Genomic DNA, 18,176 nt, shown 5'->3' on the forward strand with positions numbered 1-18,176 from the left:
CCTCCCATTCGAGAAAGCGTTTGTGGATGGCGCTGGCACTACCAAAACGCTCTTTGGGCAACGCCTTCCATTGGCAGCCCGTGCGCAGTACATACACAATGGCTTCAAACACCTGGCGAGCCGGCTTCGGCGGTCGTCCCGCTCCCGGCCTGCGCAGGTACTGTTTCTCTGGTGAGGGCGCACGTTGCGGGATCAGTGGCTCCACCCGCTGCCAGAAAGCATCGGTCACCTCCCACGATTCGACTCGCTTCTTGGTCAAGCCTTCGCTCCAACGCCGCACTCGCTTGCGGCTCGGAACGAAGTATACCTTTATTTACGGATAAGTTCTAAGCGCAACGCCTGTGATGAAACCTGCTTCCGGCCCGCAGAGAAACGCGGCAGCTGCGGCTTGATCGTCAACCGTACCAAGTCGTCGAAGTGGATGTAGTTCAGAGTTTTCACCCGTCGTCGATCTTGCTGCTATGAGATCCTTGACCATTGGGGTTTCCGTGGTCCCCGGGCAGATTGCGTTAACACGAATGCCTTCTCCGGCCAATTCGATGGCGAGCGCTTGAGTGAACGCCAGAACCCCGCCCTTACTTGCGGAATAGGCGCTTTGATTTGCGCTTCCACGCAGCGCCGTAATTGAACTCATGTTCAGAATCGAAGCGGCGACGCCTTTTCGCAGGATGGGCAACATTGAGCGACACCCGAGAAACACCCCTGAGAGGTTGACGGCCATCACCTGATTCCAGGCCGCCAGGCTTGTCTCCTCGATCGATCCCAGCTTGAGAATTCCAGCGTTGTTCACGAGAACATCGAGTCTGCCAAAGTGTTCGGCGACATAAGCGGCGACGCGATCCCAATCGCCCTCCGAGCTTACATCTGACCGCAGCGAATGCCTCCTATCAGCAATCGTCACGTCTGTACGAACAACGGTCCAGCCATTGCTCTCGAATCTGTCTGCGATCGCAGCGCCGATTCCGGCACCGGCGCCGGTGACGAGCGCTATTCTGGAGTCGACAGTCATTTTCCTCCTCCACCTTCAAGCTTCCATTTCATCGCTATGAGCGCAAGTAGGTAAGACTCAACGCCCAGGCCCGTAACCATTCCGACGCTCGTACTCGCCGTGAGGGAGTGCATTCCCCGTGCATCAATATTCGTCATGTGGACTTCTATATATGGCATCGGGACGGCCTTAAGACAATCGCGCAGCGCGTATCCTGCGTAGAGAAACCCAGCCGGATTCATCACTAAGCCATCCACCTTGTCTCGGACCGCACGGTATATCGCGCTGATCGCCTCGCCTTCGACGTTCGTGTACATGATGTCGAGCTGCAAGCCCAACCCCGCAGCATCTTTCATCAACACTTGATCGAGCTCGGCGGCGGTAGTGCTTCCATAGAGACTCGGTTCCCGAAACCCGAGATATTCCATGTTGGCACCCTGAATCAACAATACTTTCAAGATTATTCACTCCGAGTCAAAGAGCACATCAGTTGATATACACCTATATCGGCATTTGGGTGAATGCGGCGGAGTTCCTGCGCCGATTGGATCGCGGGTTCCTTCCGTAGATATTCGAGGTACAAGCAAGCCACAATCTTCGCATCGCGTCCTCTAAGCAATTCTTCTTTGGTCCGCGCGTCAGAGTTTTCAGATGAGAGCCAGATCTCGCTATGAGTCGCACCATCCGAGAAATATCGACTGGATTCGAGTGAATCGAACCACGATGTTGGGTCTCCCTCCCGAAGCGTCGCGGTGACAACGATGGATCCGCGAATGTCGCCGCGGATCTGCGACCGCGCGCACACAGTCCGCGACATATTTACGAAGCCATTCTTCACGATGGCTGTCGTTTGCTCAGTGGGATTCTCCAAACGCTGCCGATATTCCTTTGATCCCAGGACGTCGAGATGATCGACCTCGTACGCTGTTAAGAAGCGTAACCGCGCATCGATCGCCTCATACCGACGCCCAACACGAAACCCGGGGATGCCGAGACGTTCGGGGAGATGCTCATGCTGATACCAGTGCTCGTAGGCCGCCTCGCGGCCTTCCGTGCAGTCGTTCCAAATCGCTAAGATTCCGCTCATGTTGGCTTTGACGGATTAACAGATCATTCAGCAAACTCGACGTACGACTCGGATTTCCTCAACTGACGCGGCAAACCAAGAGCGAGTAACGCCGAGATGAGGAACGTACTTGAAAGGAAGAGAAGTCCAACTGTGTCAGAGTGGAATGTCTCGCGCAGAACGCCAAGGATGTAGGGCCCGAAGAATCCACCAATGTTGCCGATCGAGTTAACCAACCCGAGCGCGACAGCCCCTTTTGCGCCCGGGAAATGCTGCGCGGGGAAGCTATAAAAGATGGGCATGCCGACTTGCACGCATGCAGCCATGCACAGGCCGGCGAATGCAACGATTGGATTACTCGCAAGAGCGGAAAGACTGAGGCCAACAGCGCAAATGAGAAGGATGACGGCAATAAATGGCGCGCGAGCCCTTCCTCTGACGGTCATTTTGGAACTGAGCGCCAAGGCGAAAAAACATACAACCCATGGCAGTGCAGAGAGCATTCCTGCTTGCGTGGCTGAGACGGAAAATCGGAGTTTGATAATTTGCGGAAGCCAATACGTCACTGTCCAGAAGCCGATCAAACACATCATGTAGAACAGTGCGTAATACCAAACTGCCGGGGTCTTGATGACGGAGCCTACCGCTTGCATACCGTGAGCTTCATCGTCGCCTTGTTTCCGGTCACGTCGAATGGCAGCCGTCAGCGTTGTTCGCTCACGCTCAGAAAGCCAACGCGCCTTCGCCGGAGTGCTCGCCATCACAAAGAACGTAACGATACCGATGACGACAGCCATCCCGCCCTCGATGATCATTACCCATTGCCAGTCAGCAACGCCAAGAACTCCGTGCATGTTCAGTAATGCCGCAGTCATCGCACTTCCAAGGGCCAATGAGAAAGGGATGCCGATTTGAAAGATCGAATAAGCCTTCGCAAGGTATCGAACGGGAATGAACAGACCGAGGTAAAAAAGAATGCCCGGATAAAAGCCCGCTTCGCCGATGCCGAGCAGGAAGCGCAGAATATAAAGTGAGGTTGCGCCTGTGACCAAGGACATGGCCATGCAAATCAATCCCCATGTCACCATGATCCGCGCGATCCAGAACTTCGCACCGAGTCGCTGCAGTAGCAAGTTCGAAGGGATTTCGAAGAGCACATAGCCGATAAAAAACAAACTGGAGGCCATCCCGAACATCGCTGGAGTGAGGCCCAAAGCGTGTTCCATGCTTGGCCCCGCGACGGCCAGATTTGTACGATCAATGTACGAGACGAAAATGCCAAGCAGCGCCAGCGGCATAATCCTACGTAAAACTTTAGCAACTACTTTTCTCTGCTCTTCCGTATCTTCCGCGACGCGGTCCGAGGCGAGCGTACCTTCCGTGGATTGAAGCGATGTCGTCATGTCTCCCCCAAAACTTGGGTTGTAGGTCTTAGGTGCGCGCCCCTTTCGGGGGATACCGTCCGTATCGCAAACCGTTGAGAAGCGGTGGGCAGTCACGCAATCGTGCTGCGGCACGACGGAGACACTACTGCATTATTTGGGCCAAGCATGCAACCGACTGTTTTTATTGGAGATTATTCCAAAAAGCGGGCCGCCGGGCATTTGAGTTGCCGACAGAAGTGTTCTCGCCAACAACAGTCGAAGACATACGGACGACAAAAGCCATAAAACGCAGGAGGACGTTCTCTCGCAATTTCTGAATCCAGCGTGGCCGGCACCGTGCGGGTTGCCCGCACCGAGCTGGGTTCGCGCAGTACCACGAAGCGGGCTGGCTCCGCGTGTGAGACTAGTTGCCGAACGCGTCACCGATTTCGCTAAGTCGCTTGTAGAGGTACGAGCGGGAGATCCCCAACTGTTCTGCGACACGCTTTTTGTTCCCGCCCGTGCGCCTCATCGCCTCAACAATCAACTCAGATTCAACGCGCTCCCTTGCCTCGCGCATGTCTGAGGACTTTGTCTTATCGACCGACATTTGGGGAACACGTGTCTCACCTCCGCCGAGCATTTGGTCCGCCCCCTCAAGGCTGCCAAAATGCTCTACGGACAAGACGTTGCCGTCACAGAAAATAGCGGCCCTCTCAATGGCATGCTGCAACTGGCGGATGTTGCCCGGCCACGCCCGTGACTCGAGGAAATGCAACGCGGAATCGCTAACCGCCTTCTTCGCCGCTGCGTGACGTTGTGCGAACGCATCCAGAAAGGTGTCCGCTAATTCGGGAATGTCTTCTAGGCGTTCTCGCAACGGCGGTAAGCGCAATGTCACTGCGCTGATTCGGTAGAACAAGTCGAGCCTAAAATCGCCCTTTCCGATCATGTCTTTGAAGTCGCGGTTGCTCGCCGAAATCAAGCGAAAGTCGGAGTGCCGCGCTCGGTCTCCTCCGATACGCTCGAAGTGACCGTCCTGCAGAATGCGCAGAAGCTTCACCTGCATGTCGACTGGCATATCGCCGATCTCGTCCAGAAAGAGCGTGCCCGAGTCGGCGGCCTCGAACTTGCCCTTTCGCCCCTTCCGGTCCGCGCCCGTAAAGGCTCCTGGCTCGTAACCGAACAATTCGCTTTCTACAAGATTGGCCGGCATAGCGGCCGCATTTACTAGGACCAGAGGCTTGTCATTGCGCGGGCTCAAAAGGTGGATCGCATGTGCAACCATCTCCTTGCCCGTCCCACTCTCTCCTGCCAAGAGCACCGGTACGTCGAGGGGCGCGACACGCAGGATATCTTCCTTGAGCCGGCGCACGGCGTCGCTGCTCCCGACAATTTGGTCGAGGCCGTAACTCCGATTGCGGATCCCAGAAAGCTCACGCTTGTAGAAGTCGCGCTCTTGCTTGACCTGAGCGAGTTCGGCGGTCAACTCGCGAATCGATTCGGGCCCCTTGAACATGACCTGCCCAATGGCGGCTACCACACGCTTGTTGCGATCGAAGATAGGCACGCGAGTAACGACCCGCATCACGCCGTTCATCTCCTGCAACTGCCCGACCTGAGCCTTGCCAGTCGCCACCACCTCGTGAAGGTTGGTGTTCTTCACGACCGTAGTCACATGACGCCCAATGGCCTCGCCGTGTTTTAGCCCGAAGAAGCGCTCATGCACCGGGCTCATGTAGGTGATCTTGCCGCTCTTGTCGACAACGACCATTGCCTCATAAGGCGCCGTAATGAAATGCCGGAGTATGTCCTCCGCCGACTCTACGCTCGCGAGGAATTCGCTCAGCTCGTCCGCGCCTTCGCTTGCGAAGAGCATGAAGCACACGCCGTCCCCGGTGGATACTGAAGCGACCGTTAGGGGCCGCTCAAGGTTTGTGATCGCGGAAACCCGCTTAAGTGGAACACGGTACCGGTTGTCCCACAGTTGCCGCAACGAACCAGCGATCAGCCCATCGCGCCCCAGACCACTCGAAAAAACCTCTTTCCCTTCCTCGTCCAACACGAGGATTCCCTCCGATTCGCGCTTCATTGTCTCCAACCGTATCCGTGATTTTTCTAAATGCTATTGTGTACACGCCGAATACACAATCACTTTTCCGAGAACTTGACTCGACTGCCTCGAATACACTCGAAGACACCGACTCGCGAGCGCCAATGGACCGCACTTGACCACTCTCATCGCTCGAAGACCTAGTACAACAGGGCTCGAAGGCTTTCTGCAAATTTTGTGCCATAAAAATTGGCACGACCCTTGCAGTTATCGCTTCACTCATTCCGAGCTCACGACTATGGATGTCTTGAATACACTTCCGACGATTGATGCGGGCCCCGGGCTTAAGTGCCTGCAGGGCGTTCGCGTGCTGGACTTCACGACCTCTGTGGCGGGTCCCTATGGAACCCTGCTGCTCGCCGATCTTGGCGCTGAGGTGATCAAGATCGAGCGGCGCCACGGTGGCGACGATATACGCAGTTGGGGCCCGCCGTTCTTGGACGAGGAGTCGCTCTGGTTCCTGAGCATGAACCGGAATAAGTTGAGCATGACGCTTGACCTGACGCGTCCCGAAGGCCGAGCGATCGCGCACGACCTCGTCAAGCAATCAGACGTCGTCGTTGTGAACTCGAATTTGCGCATTCAGCAGAAGCTACAGTTGGACTACGACACGCTGCGCCTCGTGCACCCAAAGCTGATCCACGTGTCCGTAACGGGCTTCGGGCTCCGTGGCGCTAGAGCCGACCTCCCCTGCTACGACCTGATCGCTGAGGGATATTCTGGAATCATGGACCTGACGGGTCAGGCCGATCGGCCGCCTCAAAAAGTCGGCACGCCGGCTGCCGACCTCCTGGCAGGGCAAGACATCGCTATGGCCACCCTCGCAGCACTCTTTGAGCGTCAACGCACCGGGGAGGGCAAGCACATTGACATCTCGATGGTCGCTACCGCAACGCGCTTCATGGCGCCGAGGATTGTTCCCTTTATGGGCTCTGGGGAAGCGCCGAGGCGCTCCGGGGGTACCGACTCGGTCATCGCAATCTATCAAGTCTTTAATACCGCCGACCATCCGCTCACGCTCGGCTTAGGCAACGACGCTATCTGGCACCGCTTCTGGCGGGCCATTGGACGCGAAGACTTCGGCAAGCAAGCCGGTTTCGAGACTAACACGAAGCGCAGGGAAGCACGGGACCGCATTGTCAGCGCGATCTCGGAGCTCCTGATTGGGCATCCGCGGGCGCATTGGCTCGCGCTGTTCGCCGAACATCGCATCCCCTCCGGCCCGATAAACAGCATCGAACAACTGGTCAACGACGTCCCCTTGCGAGAAGAAGGCATGTTCTTCAGAAGCCCGGGTGTTCGCGGACCGATTCCGCAAGTTGGACTGGGAATCCGCTTCAACGAAAGCAGCACGGTATATCGCAGCGCTCCGCCAGCACTTGGGCAGGACACGGAGCGAATCCTTAGCGAACGCCTGGCGATGTCCGCGACATGCATCGCGGGCCTCATCGATTCGGAAATCGTCTAATAACAGGAGACATCATGACGTACACGGAAATCCTCTACGAAGAGGACGGCCCCATCGGGACAATCACGCTGAATCGCCCGGACGACGGCAACATGTTCACGGAAACCATGTGCCACGAAATCCGCGACTGCATTAACGAGATTCGCCGTGAGACACGGACCAGGGTCATCGTGATCACCGGGGCCGGTGACAAGTTCTTCTGCACTGGCGGGCGCAAGGACGGTATGGAGGATTCCACGCTGTACGCCGGTGTGCTGCCTACGCTGGAAATGTACGAGAGCATCGATCGACTCCAAAAGCCCGTCATTGCGTCGGTGAATGGCTTCGCCGTCGGCGGCGGCAACGTCCTGCAAGTGGTCTGTGATCTCACCATTGCCAAAGAGTCGGCGATCTTCCGCCAAGTCGGGCCGATGGTTGGCAGTTTCGACGGTGGCTATGGCACCTGGTATCTCGAAGACATCGTCGGCAAGAAGCGCGCAAAGGATATCTGGTTCCGCAACCCCAAAATCACTGCCCGCGAAGCGCTTGAGATGGGTCTCATCAATCGCGTCGTTGCCGACGCTGAGCTCAAGGAGGCGACGCGCCAGTATGCCCTTGAGATTGCAGAGCGAGGCTCGTTCGCTCTCGCATCGCTGAAGAGCGCCTTCACGGCGCGCCACGGCGGCGTCAGCGGGCTCTCGCGCATGGCACACGATCTGTTGCTACGCGGATACCTGAATTCGGAAGAGCACGACGAGCTCGCCTCGGCATTCGCCGAGCGCCGCAAACCGGATCCCTCGAAATTCGGGCATTGAAACGGTGACGACCATGCAAAACATCCTGACTCTGCACAATCCGCAAAATGCTCGCGACTTCTATCTGTCCGGCGTTTGGCAGCAAGACACGCTCTATACGCTCGCCCGACGTCACTCACGCGAGCGCCCCTCGTCGTGCGCGCTGCGGGATGCGGACGTGCGGCTGACATGGCGCGAGGTGGTTGAATGGACCGATAGCGTCGCCGAAGCGCTTCATCGCAAAGGCCTTCGCCCCGGCGACCGTGTAGCAGTGTGGTTTCCTAACGTCGTGCAGGCGACGATCGTCTTTCTTGCCTGTTCGCGTAATGGCTACGTATGCTGCCCTTCCCTGCATCAGAACTACACGGTCGATGAGATCGGTGCACTCCTCGAGCGCATTCAGTGCCGAGCCCTCTTCTGTATGCCCGGGTACGGCGCGGACTCCGATCGGAACTCAATCTTCACGCGGGCTACCGCCATCTCCACACTTACCGCGACTTTCACGCTCAACAATCCGCTGTTTGCGGATGCGGTGGTGCCCCAAGGCGTCGAACCTTTCCCAGACCGACAGCCGCCCGTGGCGCTTGCCCCGGCCGACCTGAACCCCGACAAGATCGTCTACCTCGCATTCACGTCTGGCACAACGGGTTTGCCGAAGGGCGTCATGCACAGCGATAACACGCTGCTCGCTAATGGACGCGCACTAGTGGAGGACTGGGGCCACACCGCGGATACCACGCTGCTCACCCTTAGCCCCATGAGCCACCACATCGCGACGGTCGCGCTTGAGCAGATGCTGGTCGCCGGGTTGGAACTCGTAATGACAAATCTGGGCAAAGGCAAACACGCCCTCGACTGGATTGTAGAGACGGGGGCGACATACGTGATGGGTGTGCCCACCCATGCCATGGACATTCTTCAGGCACTGCGAGAACGAAACATGCGCTCGCTGGGCGACGTCCGGACTTTCTACATGGCGGGTGCGCCGATTCCTCGGGAAGTGGCTCAGAAGTTCGTCAGTCTTGGCATCACGCCTCAAAACGTCTACGGCATGACGGAAAACGGCTCGCATAACTACACATACCCCTGCGACACGCAAGACACCATTGTCGCAACGTGCGGCCGCGCATGCCGCGGGTACGAGGTTAAGTTGTGGAAGCAGGACAACCCCGATGTCGAAGCCGAAGTGGGCGAAATCGGCGAGATCGGTGGACGCGGTGGCCTTCTGATGCTCGGGTACTTTAGCAATCAAGTCGCCACCGAAACATCGTTCAACGTTCATGGCTGGTTCATGAGCGGAGACCTTGGCGTTCTTGACGAGAACGGCTGCGTGGTCATCGTCGGCCGCAAGAAAGATCTCATCATTCGTGGTGGTCACAATATCCACCCGGCACACATCGAAGAACTTGCCATGCGGCATCCGCTGGTTGAACGCGCCGCAGCTTACCCCGTGCGCGATGAGCGCCTCGGAGAGAAGGTCTGCTTGGCGGTCATCGTGGGCGAGGGCGAGCAACTTGAAGCAGACGAGATTCTCGAGCATCTGGCAGGAAACGGCCTCTCTAAGTACGACATGCCCGAGTATTACGTCCTGCTCGACCGATTCCCACTTACGGCGAGCGGAAAGATTGTGAAACGCGAACTGATGGAGATGACAGTGCGCGGGGAACTGAAGCCGATTCCGGTGCGCTACAAGGCGCCAACGATTGTGGGAGCTTAAAAGTGTCGATCGAACTCACATTCTCCGGGCCCTACGCACTTGTGACGCTCAATCGTCCTGAGGCACTAAATGCCCTGCAGTTCGCGATGATCGAAGCGCTGGCCGATGCGCTTGACCGAGTCGCGAATTCCGATGCCCGAGCCCTGATCGTCACCGGTGCTGGGCTCAAGTCCTTTTGTGCTGGTGCCGACATCAAGGAATTGATGGACCGCGATCTGATGTCGCAGCGACGCGGCGCGCAACTTGGACAACGTACCTTCGCTAAGCTCGCCGCCCTGCCGATCCCATCGGTCGCCGTCCTGCATGGCTACGCTTTCGGTGGCGGCCTCGAGCTTGCGATGGCCTGTACTTTCCGCATCGCCACGGAGAAGGCGCGCATGGGTCTGCCTGAAATCAAGCTCGGCCTTATTCCTGGATACGGCGGGACCCAGCGTCTCCCGCGGCTAATCGGCGAAGCACGCGCCAACGAGATGGTGATGTCCGGCCGAACCATAGATGCCACGGAAGCAGAGCGCTGGGGGCTCGTGAACCGTATCGTTCAGGCGGGGGACCCGGTTGAGCTGGGCAAGTCGTTCATGGCGGAATTCATCGGCTACAGCAAGTGCGCGTCACTCTTTGCGCGCGAGGCAGTGCAGCGGGGGATGGCGACCACGCTAGCCGAAGGCCTCGACATCGAGGCCGATCTTTCAACGCTCGCATACCGAACCGCTGACGCGGCTGAAGGTATGCGGGCCTTCATCGAAAAACGTACTCCGGAGTTCAAGGATGGCTGATCTCATGAACGGTGCGGTTGTTGTGACAGGCGGTAGCCGCGGCATTGGCGCATCGATTTCGATCGAGCTCGCGAAACTCGGCTTTCATGTCGCGTGCCTGTCGCGCTCGGGCGACTTGCCTGACGCATCGGCGCTCGATGACGCCGCTAGCAAGCGGTTGACTGGCGTGCGTTGCGATATCACCGATTCCGCCTCGGTGCACGAGGTCTTCTCAGGTTTGTCGAAGAAGCTTGGCCAACCTATCGTTGGTCTTGTCAACAACGCGGGCGTGCATTTGCAAGGACCGTCCGCTACGTTCGCCCTCGCCGACTACGAGCGTGTCATGACGACCAACGCAACGTCCGTGCTACTTATGAGCCAAGCCGCCTATCCGCATCTGCGCGAAAGCGGCTCCGCGCTTATCGTCAATATTGGGTCTTTCTATGACAAGCTCGGCGTTAAAGGTAACCTCGCGTACTGCGCATCCAAGGCCGCAGTCGGTGCGATGTCGCGCTGTCTCGCCGTGGAATGGGCGAGAGATGGAATCCGTGTCGTGAACATCGCGCCTGGTTACATTGAAACCGACCTGAACCGTGAAGAACTGAACGAAGGAGCGTTGCAGGCCTTCCTCAAAAAGCGAATTCCAGCCGGTGGGCCAGGCAAGACCGAGGACATCGGTCGCCTCGCGGCGATGCTGTTCCAACTGCCTCGGTCTTTCTTGACTGGCGAGACTCTTTATGTCGACGGCGGTCAAGGCATGGCACTCTGACGAAGGATGAACTCATGAATATCTTAGAAAGGCTTGACGCGAGCCTGCAATTCTCGGAAGACGAACGCATGCTGCTTGACAGTGTGAGCGAGCTCTGTCGTAGGCAAATCGCGCCGCGCGCGGCAGAATTTGATCGAACTGGCGAATTCCCATGGGAAAACGTACGCGCGATTAACGAGTTGGGGCTCAACGCGATGTTCATCCCCGAGGAATACGGGGGCGCGCAACTCTCGTACCTCTGTTACTTGGCATGTGTGCGAGAGCTTTCGAAAGCATGCGCGTCGACGGGCATTATCTGGGCGACAAACTTCCACGCCATCAAGCCCCTCGTCGAGTACGGTAACGAAGAACAAAAGAGCCGCTTACTTCCGCGCATCGCTGAAGGCGGACTAGCGTCACTCGCAATCACGGAACCGTCAGCTGGATCGGACGCGACTGGCATGCGTACGACGGTCACGCCCGACGGCGATGACATCATTATCAATGGCGGCAAAACGTTTATTACGAACGGGGACGTAGCCGACCTCTACCTGCTCTTCGGGAAGTGGTCGGAAATCGACGATGCTAAGTCAGCGATCTCCGTGCTCGTACTGGAAAAAGGCACAGATGGACTGCGGGTGCTGGGAACCGAACACAAGATGGGCACGCGAGCTTCCAGTACGGCGTCACTCGCTTTCGACGGCTGCCGAGTGCCCCGCGCGAACCTCATCGGCAATCCTGGCGACGGCCTGCGCATCCTGTTCGGCTCGCTCAATCGCTCGCGCCCGAGCATCGCGGCGCACGCCCTTGGAATCGCGCGGGGCGCTTTCGAGGACGCGACCGACTATATCAATGAACGTCGTCAGTCGGGGAAGCGCATCCTTGAATTTCAAGGCATTCAGTTCATGTTAGCCGACATGGCGTCGGAACTCATGTTGTGTGAGTCACTTCTCTGGCGGATCGCAGAATTCGTCGATGCGGGCGGGCGCGATTTCGGAGTCGAAGCCTCCGTGCTTAAGCAACGCGCTAGCGACGCCGCGATGCGTATTACGACTGATGCCGTGCAGCTTTTCGGCGGCTACGGCTATTGCAACGACTATCGGGTCGAGCGGCTAATGCGCGACGCCAAGATCACGCAAATCTGGGAAGGGACCAATCAGGTGCATCGTCAGCTAATCGGCCGCAGCTTCCTCAAGAAATAAGGAGAGAGAGACATGAACGACATCCGGACCGTCGGCGTGGCCGGCGCGGGAACTATGGGAGCGGGCATCGCCATCGTTGCCGCACGCGCTGGCTTTAGGACAATCGTATTCGACGCACGGCAAGACGCGCTCGATCGCGCCAAAGGTCAGACAGAGGCCTTCCTCAAGAAGTCGGAGGAAAAAGGCAAGCTCTCTCCAGGTGCAGCCGCGGCGAGCATGGATCGCTGGAGCGGCACGACCCAGATCGAAAAGCTTGCGGAATGCGACATTGTCATCGAAGCAATCTTCGAAGATCTATCGGCAAAGCATCAGCTGTTCGCGAAGCTGAACGCGGTATGTCCTGAGAACACGCTGTTCGCGTCGAACACATCAACGATTTCCATCACCGAAATCGCAGGTGGCTCGGGGCGCGCCGACCGCTTCGTCGGTATGCATTTCTGCCTGCCAGCTCAGCTGATGAAGCTCATTGAAATGTCGCCGGGACTCGAGACGTCGAAAGAGTCATTTGAGCGCGCTTGGGCTTTCGCCGAGGCGATGGGACAAAAGCCTGTTGCGACCCAGGACACGCCCGGATTCATCCTCAACTACTTCCTGATTCCCTTCAACAACGACGCAATTCGTCTCGTCGAGCAAGGGGTGGCCGAAGCCGCCGACATCGACCTCGCGATCAAAACGGCACTGGGCTATCCAATGGGACCGCTTCAACTGCTCGATCTCATCGGGATGGACACCCAGAAGCTGCTCTGCGAAGCAATGCATGGGTTGACGAACGAGCCACGGGCCGCTTGTCCACCGCTCGTGCGCCGGATGATCGCAGCAAAACACCTTGGCAAGAAGACGGGCCGCGGCTTCCATGTCTACGGCGATACCAAAATGTTTGGAGCTTGAAGCATGCAATACGAAATCGTTCAGTCAGGCGACAGCCGGTCTTTTCCCCGCTCGCATGCATTCATTGAGCAAGCTGCGGCGCAGGCCGACAGTGTGGTCTATGTTGGTGCCGACGCAGGTCGCGCATTTGCAGAAGGATCAGGGCACGATGCGCGCAAGTTCATCGCCATCGAACTTGGTACCGAATGCCTCGGCCATCACACAGGTGAACAAAGCGGGCTTGAGGGTTCAAACGTAGTCGGCTTCGCGCGCTTCAAACTGGGCGACGCTGAACCAAGCGCGCTCGTCGAATTGGTGAGACAGCCTGGGACCAAACCTGAAGCGGTCGAAGCAGCGAAGGCTGCGTTCGAATCGGCCGGGCTCAAAGTGGCCGTTTGCCAGGACTTCCCGGGCCGCATCGTCGACCGACTCATCAGGCCGTACTTCAATGCCGCACTGCGCCGCTTGGACGAAAAGCTAGCCAGCGCCGCCGACATGGACAAAACTCTCTGCTTGGGGCTCGGCTATCCGGAAGGACCGATCTCACTGCTTGAGCGTACCGGGTTGGCGGAGCATTTCAAGATCACCCAAGCGCTCTACGAGGCACTCGGGCAGGAGCCGTATGCTCCGGCTCGCCGAGCACGGGTGGCGGCGGAACGCAACTCGCGAGGCGCACAATGACTCAGCCTCTCACCGGCGTAAAAGTCCTAGATTTCAGCACCCTTTTGCCGGGCCCGCTTTGTTCGCTGTTGCTTGCCGAGGCAGGCGCGGAAGTCATCAAGTTTGAGCGGCCTCAACGCGGAGACGAAATGCGTTCGTACGAGCCGAAAGCAGGTGACGACTCCGCGAACTTCGTTTTGCTCAATCGTGGCAAGAAGTCGATCGCAATCGACCTCAAGTTGCCAGGTGCCCTCCTTGCCCTGACGCCCTTCATCGCGGAGGCAGACGTCGTGGTCGAGCAATTCCGTCCCGGTGTCATGGACCGTCTCGGCCTAGGCTACGAAGCGCTGGCGAAGATCAATCCTCGACTCGTGTACTGCTCGATCACAGGGTTCGGCCAGAACGGCCCGCGCTCGACAGAAGCCGCGCATGATCTCAACTACGTGGCCGCCGCAGGCATGTTGTCGCTTACCGCAGGCGCCGACGGAAGTCCCGGCTTGCCGCCAGCGCTGATCGCCGATATCGCGGGCGGTGCCTATCCCGCGATGATCAATATTCTGCTCGCATTGCGTCAACGTGATCAGACCGGCAAAGGTTGCCACCTCGATGTGTCGATGGCGGACAACCTGTTCGCCTTTCAGTACTGGGGGCTTGGCAGTGGTGCGCAGGGTCAGTGGCCAAAACCCGCTTCGGATTTGGTGACGGGTGGCTCACCGAGGTACCGCATCTATCGGACGTCGGACGGCCAATTCCTTGCAGCTGCGCCCATTGAAGACAAGTTTTGGAATAACTTCGTTTCCCTCATCGGGCTCAGCGTGGAAACGTTGAGCCGCATGCAGCCGCCCGCAGCGATCGAGGCCGTCGGTCATGCAATCGCCCAGCACACGGCCGCGCATTGGCAGGACCGCTTTGCAGGCCACGATGTCTGTGTGAGCCGAGTCGTGAGCTTGGAAGAAGCTACGCGCGACCCGCACTTTGCCGCCCGTGGGCTGTTCGGTCGGACGGTGAGTACCGCTTCCGGTGCCACGCTCCCCGCATTGCCTGTGCCGGTCGATGACAGGTTCCGCCTGAGCACGACGGAGCAGCTCTCGCCGGCGCTCGGCGAGCATAACCAACTCCTGGATAACCGAGCCTAACTTCATGAAAGCCATCGTTATCGACGCATTCAAGACGCCCGAGCAATTGTCGGTCGGCGACCTTCCAGACCCAGCGGTCGGCGACAACAACGTGCTGATCGAAGTGCGGGCGGCTGCCGTCAACTATCCCGATTTGCTGGTCGTTCAAGGAAAGTACCAAATCTTGCCCGAACGTCCTTTCGCGCCTGGCAAGGATGCTGCTGGCGTCGTGCGAGCGGTCGGTAAGAACGTCACGCGTGTACGCCCGGGCGATCGCGTGGTCGCCCAACTGGAATATGGCGCGTACGCGGAACTAGTGAGCGCGCATCAACGGTCGTGTTTCAAACTTCCGGATTCGATGTCCTTCACAGACGCTGCGGCGATGGGACTGGTCTACCAGACCGCATACTTTGCGCTCGTCGAGCGGGGCGGATTCAAGTCGGGAGAGAAGGTACTCGTGACGGGTGCGGCGGGTGGCGTCGGCTCCGCGGCGGTGCAGTTGGTCAAAGGTCTCGGGGGAACAGCGCTCGCCGCAGTCAATAGCGACGAGCAAGCACGTTTCCTCCGCGACATGGGCGCCGACGCCATCATTGACCTGAGTGTGCCGGGTCTACGTGACGCAGTGCGCGAACAAGTGCGTGCGGCGACCGCGGGGCACGGGGCTGATGTCCTTCTCGACACACTCGGCGGTGATGCTTTCGACGCGTCCCTACGTGCAATGGCGTGGTGCGGGCGCGCAGTGATCATTGGGTTTGCTGCGGGCCGGATCCCTGAAGTCAAAGTGAACTACCTGCTGGTCAAAAATATCGGCGTGAGCGGGCTGCAATGGAGCGACTATCGCGAGCGGCAGCCTGAGAAGGTCGACAGCGTGCAGCAGGACATCTTCCGTCTCTACGATCAGGGCGCAATCAAGCCTCAGATTGCTGGAGCGCTTCCATTGGATCGCGCCGGCGAGGCCTTAACGCGGCTTGCTTCGGGCCAAGTCTCAGGCAAGTACGTTCTTACCGTCGACTAGTCTCTCGATCTGCTCGCTACAGGGCGCCGTTATGCGGCGCCCTTCACATTTGCGCATGCGGAAACGCTACGCGCGTCCTCAATCACTACACAGATGGACTCATGGAAACGATCACTCAGACGCGTGCACCGATCACGCAGGTCGGTATCGTCGGCGCCGGCGCAATGGGCCGGGGCATAGCGCAGATTTGCGCACAAGCCGGACTGAAAGTTTGGCTTTCCGATACACAACCCGAGGCCTGCGAAGCCGCCCGGAAGCAACTTCGAGACGTTTGGCGCATACTGGCGACTAAAGGAAAGATGACCGACGCTGACGCCGATGCAGCGCTCTCACGCGTACACACATGCAGTACGCTTGAAGACTTGAGGTCCTGCGACCTGGTCGTCGAGGCAATCGTCGAACGGCTCGATGCGAAGCGCGAACTCATCGAGAAGCTGGAAACAATTGTTTCCGAAGACGCGATCATCGCATCCAATTCGTCATCACTCTCGATCACCGCCATTGGGGCGGTCGCGAAACGGCCGCAACGCGTCGTCGGGTACCACTTCTTCAACCCCGTTCCACTTATGAAGGTGGTCGAAGTCATCGACGGCGTCTTGAGTGAATCGTGGGCCGGCGATGCCTTGATGGAGCTGTCGAAACACCTCGGCCATACACCTGTACGCTGCAAAGACATGCCTGGCTTCGTCGTGAATCATGCTGGCCGAGGAATGAACATCGAAGGTCTCAAGGTTGCACAAGAAGGGGTTGCCGCCTTTTCCGACATCGACGATATCATGCGCGAACAGGCCGGCTTCCGCATGGGGCCGTTCGAGCTTTTGGACTTGACCGGACTGGACGTCTCGCATCCGGTGATGGAATCAATCTACCGCCAGTTTTACGATGAAGCTAGGTTTCGCCCCTCCCCCATCACGGCAGTGCGCGCCGTTGGCGGATTGCTGGGACGCAAATCCGGCGAAGGATTCTACCGATACGCTGAAGGGAAGAAGGTCGCGCCTGCACCAGTGAAGCGGTCTGGCAAGAAGCCCAAAAGCGTGTGGGTGAGCACAGCGAATCCGCGTGGTCATGCGATGGTAAGCGCCCTCCTCGCCTCAATCGGCGTCGAGACAGAGCGAGGCTCAGAGCCGTCGGACGAAGCTCTAATCGTCGTAACGCCTCTCGGCACGGACGCGACCACGTCTGCGATCGATCAAGGTTTGGATGCGCATCGCGTCGTAGCCATCGATACCTTGCTGCCCGTCGGCACAAACAAGCGTCGGACGATTATGACAACGCCGGTCACTACCGAGCGCACGATTGAGACCGCAGTTGGGCTGTTCTCGAGCGACGGAATCCCCGTAACTGTAATCGCTGATTCCCCGGGTTTTGTTGCACAGCGAATCATTTGCGCCATCGTCAACATTGCGTGCGACATTGCTCAGCAGCGCATTGCCACTACCCCAGACATCGACGTCGCGGTGAAGCTGGGACTTGGATATCCGCAAGGTCCACTCTCGATGGGCGATTCCATCGGTTCAGATCTGATCCTCGAAATTCTGCGCAACATGGAGCACCTTACGGGTGATCCTCGTTATCGGCCGAGTCCCTGGCTGTGGCGACGCGCGGGGTTGGGCGTGTCACTCCTAACGGAGGAGGCTCGCGCACGCTAGCAGTTTATTGACAAGTGCACACGGCCTAGTCCCAGTTTTGTTCACCAACCTGATGGCCACGAGCTTCTGGTGGCCACCGGTGATTGAAAGTACTCGCAACACCGTATAGAGAGAAACACTCATGAAGATTCACGAGTACCAGGGTAAGGAAATTCGGCGCCGCGGTCCCGCGCGGCAAACCCGTGTTCTCGGTGGATGATGCGGTCAAGGCCGCGGAAGAGCTGGGCGGCCCGGTTTGGGTCGTCAAGGCGCAGATTCACGCCGGCGGCCGTGGTAAGGGCGGTGGCGTGAAGGTCGCGAAGTCGATCGAGCAGGTCCGCGAATACGCGAACCAGATCCTCGGCATGCAGCTCGTCACGCACCGGACCGGCCCGGAAGGCCAGAAGGTGAATCGCCTCCTGATCGAAGAAGGCGCGGACATCAAGAAGGAACTGTACGTCGGCCTCGTCCTCGATCGCGTTTCGCAGAAGATCGTCGTGATGGCGTCGAGCGAAGGCGGCATGGACATCGAAGAAGTCGCGGAAAAGACGCCCGAACTGCTGCACAAGTTCGCCGTCGAGCCGTCGACCGGCCTGCAAGACGCAGACGCCGATGACCTCGCACGCAAGATCGGCATTCCCGATGCATCGATCCCGCAAGCGCGCGCGATCCTGCAAGGCCTGTACAAGGCGTTCTTCGA

At 58.4% G+C, this 18,176-nt stretch carries 17 protein-coding genes and 1 pseudogene; 12 read left to right on the forward strand and 6 right to left on the reverse strand.

Annotated features, from left to right (window positions below):
- From AWB78_RS44355 to AWB78_RS38375, 6 genes are all read right to left on the reverse strand, one after another.
- The coding region (locus tag AWB78_RS44355) for a transposase (protein ID WP_157697769.1) at nucleotides 1-259 on the reverse strand (259 nt) is incomplete at its 3' end.
- Nucleotides 260-313: 54 nt separating this feature from the next.
- A complete protein-coding gene (locus AWB78_RS38355; RefSeq protein ID WP_062611936.1) occupies nucleotides 314-1,009 on the reverse strand; it encodes an SDR family NAD(P)-dependent oxidoreductase in 696 nt (231 codons plus the stop codon).
- Entirely contained in the window at nucleotides 1,006-1,446 is a 441-nt protein-coding gene (locus AWB78_RS38360) for a type II 3-dehydroquinate dehydratase (protein ID WP_232478047.1), read from the reverse strand. Before AWB78_RS38360 ends, AWB78_RS38355 begins: the two co-directional genes overlap by 4 nt.
- A 2-nt stretch (nucleotides 1,447-1,448) precedes the next feature.
- Entirely contained in the window at nucleotides 1,449-2,075 is a 627-nt protein-coding gene (locus tag AWB78_RS38365) for a hypothetical protein (protein ID WP_062611938.1), read from the reverse strand.
- A gap of 23 nt (nucleotides 2,076-2,098) precedes the next feature.
- On the reverse strand, nucleotides 2,099-3,457 hold the full coding sequence (locus AWB78_RS38370; protein ID WP_082883587.1) for an MFS transporter: 1,359 nt from the start codon (nucleotides 3,455-3,457) through the stop codon (nucleotides 2,099-2,101).
- A gap of 385 nt (nucleotides 3,458-3,842) precedes the next feature.
- Nucleotides 3,843-5,510 (reverse strand): sigma-54 interaction domain-containing protein, encoded by a 1,668-nt coding sequence (locus AWB78_RS38375; RefSeq protein WP_062611940.1) that lies wholly within the window; start codon nucleotides 5,508-5,510, stop codon nucleotides 3,843-3,845.
- Between the two features lie 259 nt (nucleotides 5,511-5,769).
- Between AWB78_RS38375 and AWB78_RS38380 the strand changes: the two genes are divergently transcribed.
- The 12 genes and pseudogenes from AWB78_RS38380 to AWB78_RS38435 all read left to right on the forward strand — a co-directional run.
- Entirely contained in the window at nucleotides 5,770-6,999 is a 1,230-nt protein-coding gene (locus AWB78_RS38380; protein ID WP_062611941.1) for a CaiB/BaiF CoA transferase family protein, read from the forward strand.
- Between the two features lie 14 nt (nucleotides 7,000-7,013).
- Nucleotides 7,014-7,793 carry an enoyl-CoA hydratase-related protein gene (locus AWB78_RS38385; RefSeq protein ID WP_062611942.1) on the forward strand — a complete coding sequence of 260 codons (780 nt, stop codon included), beginning with the start codon at nucleotides 7,014-7,016 and terminating at the stop codon, nucleotides 7,791-7,793.
- Nucleotides 7,794-7,806: 13 nt separating this feature from the next.
- Nucleotides 7,807-9,489 (forward strand): class I adenylate-forming enzyme family protein, encoded by a 1,683-nt coding sequence (locus AWB78_RS38390; RefSeq protein ID WP_062611943.1) that lies wholly within the window; start codon nucleotides 7,807-7,809, stop codon nucleotides 9,487-9,489.
- A 2-nt stretch (nucleotides 9,490-9,491) separates the two neighbouring features.
- Nucleotides 9,492-10,262 (forward strand): enoyl-CoA hydratase/isomerase family protein, encoded by a 771-nt coding sequence (locus AWB78_RS38395; protein WP_062611944.1) that lies wholly within the window; start codon nucleotides 9,492-9,494, stop codon nucleotides 10,260-10,262.
- Nucleotides 10,255-11,010, forward strand: a complete 756-nt coding sequence (locus AWB78_RS38400) for an SDR family NAD(P)-dependent oxidoreductase (protein WP_062611945.1) — start codon at nucleotides 10,255-10,257, stop codon at nucleotides 11,008-11,010. Before AWB78_RS38395 ends, AWB78_RS38400 begins: the two co-directional genes overlap by 8 nt.
- 14 nt (nucleotides 11,011-11,024) lie before the next feature.
- Entirely contained in the window at nucleotides 11,025-12,191 is a 1,167-nt protein-coding gene (locus AWB78_RS38405; RefSeq protein WP_062611946.1) for an acyl-CoA dehydrogenase family protein, read from the forward strand.
- A 12-nt stretch (nucleotides 12,192-12,203) separates the two neighbouring features.
- On the forward strand, nucleotides 12,204-13,079 hold the full coding sequence (locus tag AWB78_RS38410; RefSeq protein ID WP_062611947.1) for a 3-hydroxyacyl-CoA dehydrogenase family protein: 876 nt from the start codon (nucleotides 12,204-12,206) through the stop codon (nucleotides 13,077-13,079).
- A 3-nt stretch (nucleotides 13,080-13,082) separates the two neighbouring features.
- Nucleotides 13,083-13,739: a 3-hydroxyacyl-CoA dehydrogenase family protein gene (locus tag AWB78_RS38415; RefSeq protein ID WP_062611948.1), complete on the forward strand. Its 657-nt coding sequence runs from the start codon at nucleotides 13,083-13,085 to the stop codon at nucleotides 13,737-13,739.
- A complete protein-coding gene (locus AWB78_RS38420; RefSeq protein WP_062611949.1) occupies nucleotides 13,736-14,854 on the forward strand; it encodes a CaiB/BaiF CoA transferase family protein in 1,119 nt (372 codons plus the stop codon). Before AWB78_RS38415 ends, AWB78_RS38420 begins: the two co-directional genes overlap by 4 nt.
- 4 nt (nucleotides 14,855-14,858) lie before the next feature.
- On the forward strand, nucleotides 14,859-15,848 hold the full coding sequence (locus AWB78_RS38425; RefSeq protein WP_062611950.1) for an NADPH:quinone oxidoreductase family protein: 990 nt from the start codon (nucleotides 14,859-14,861) through the stop codon (nucleotides 15,846-15,848).
- A 101-nt stretch (nucleotides 15,849-15,949) separates the two neighbouring features.
- Nucleotides 15,950-17,497 carry a 3-hydroxyacyl-CoA dehydrogenase gene (locus tag AWB78_RS38430; protein WP_062611951.1) on the forward strand — a complete coding sequence of 516 codons (1,548 nt, stop codon included), beginning with the start codon at nucleotides 15,950-15,952 and terminating at the stop codon, nucleotides 17,495-17,497.
- A gap of 121 nt (nucleotides 17,498-17,618) precedes the next feature.
- Nucleotides 17,619-18,176 (forward strand): annotated as a pseudogene (locus tag AWB78_RS38435) (ATP-grasp domain-containing protein); the annotation flags it as partial.

Origin of the sequence: Caballeronia calidae (assembly GCF_900044055.2) — a bacterium.
Lineage (GTDB): Bacteria > Pseudomonadota > Gammaproteobacteria > Burkholderiales > Burkholderiaceae > Caballeronia > Caballeronia calidae.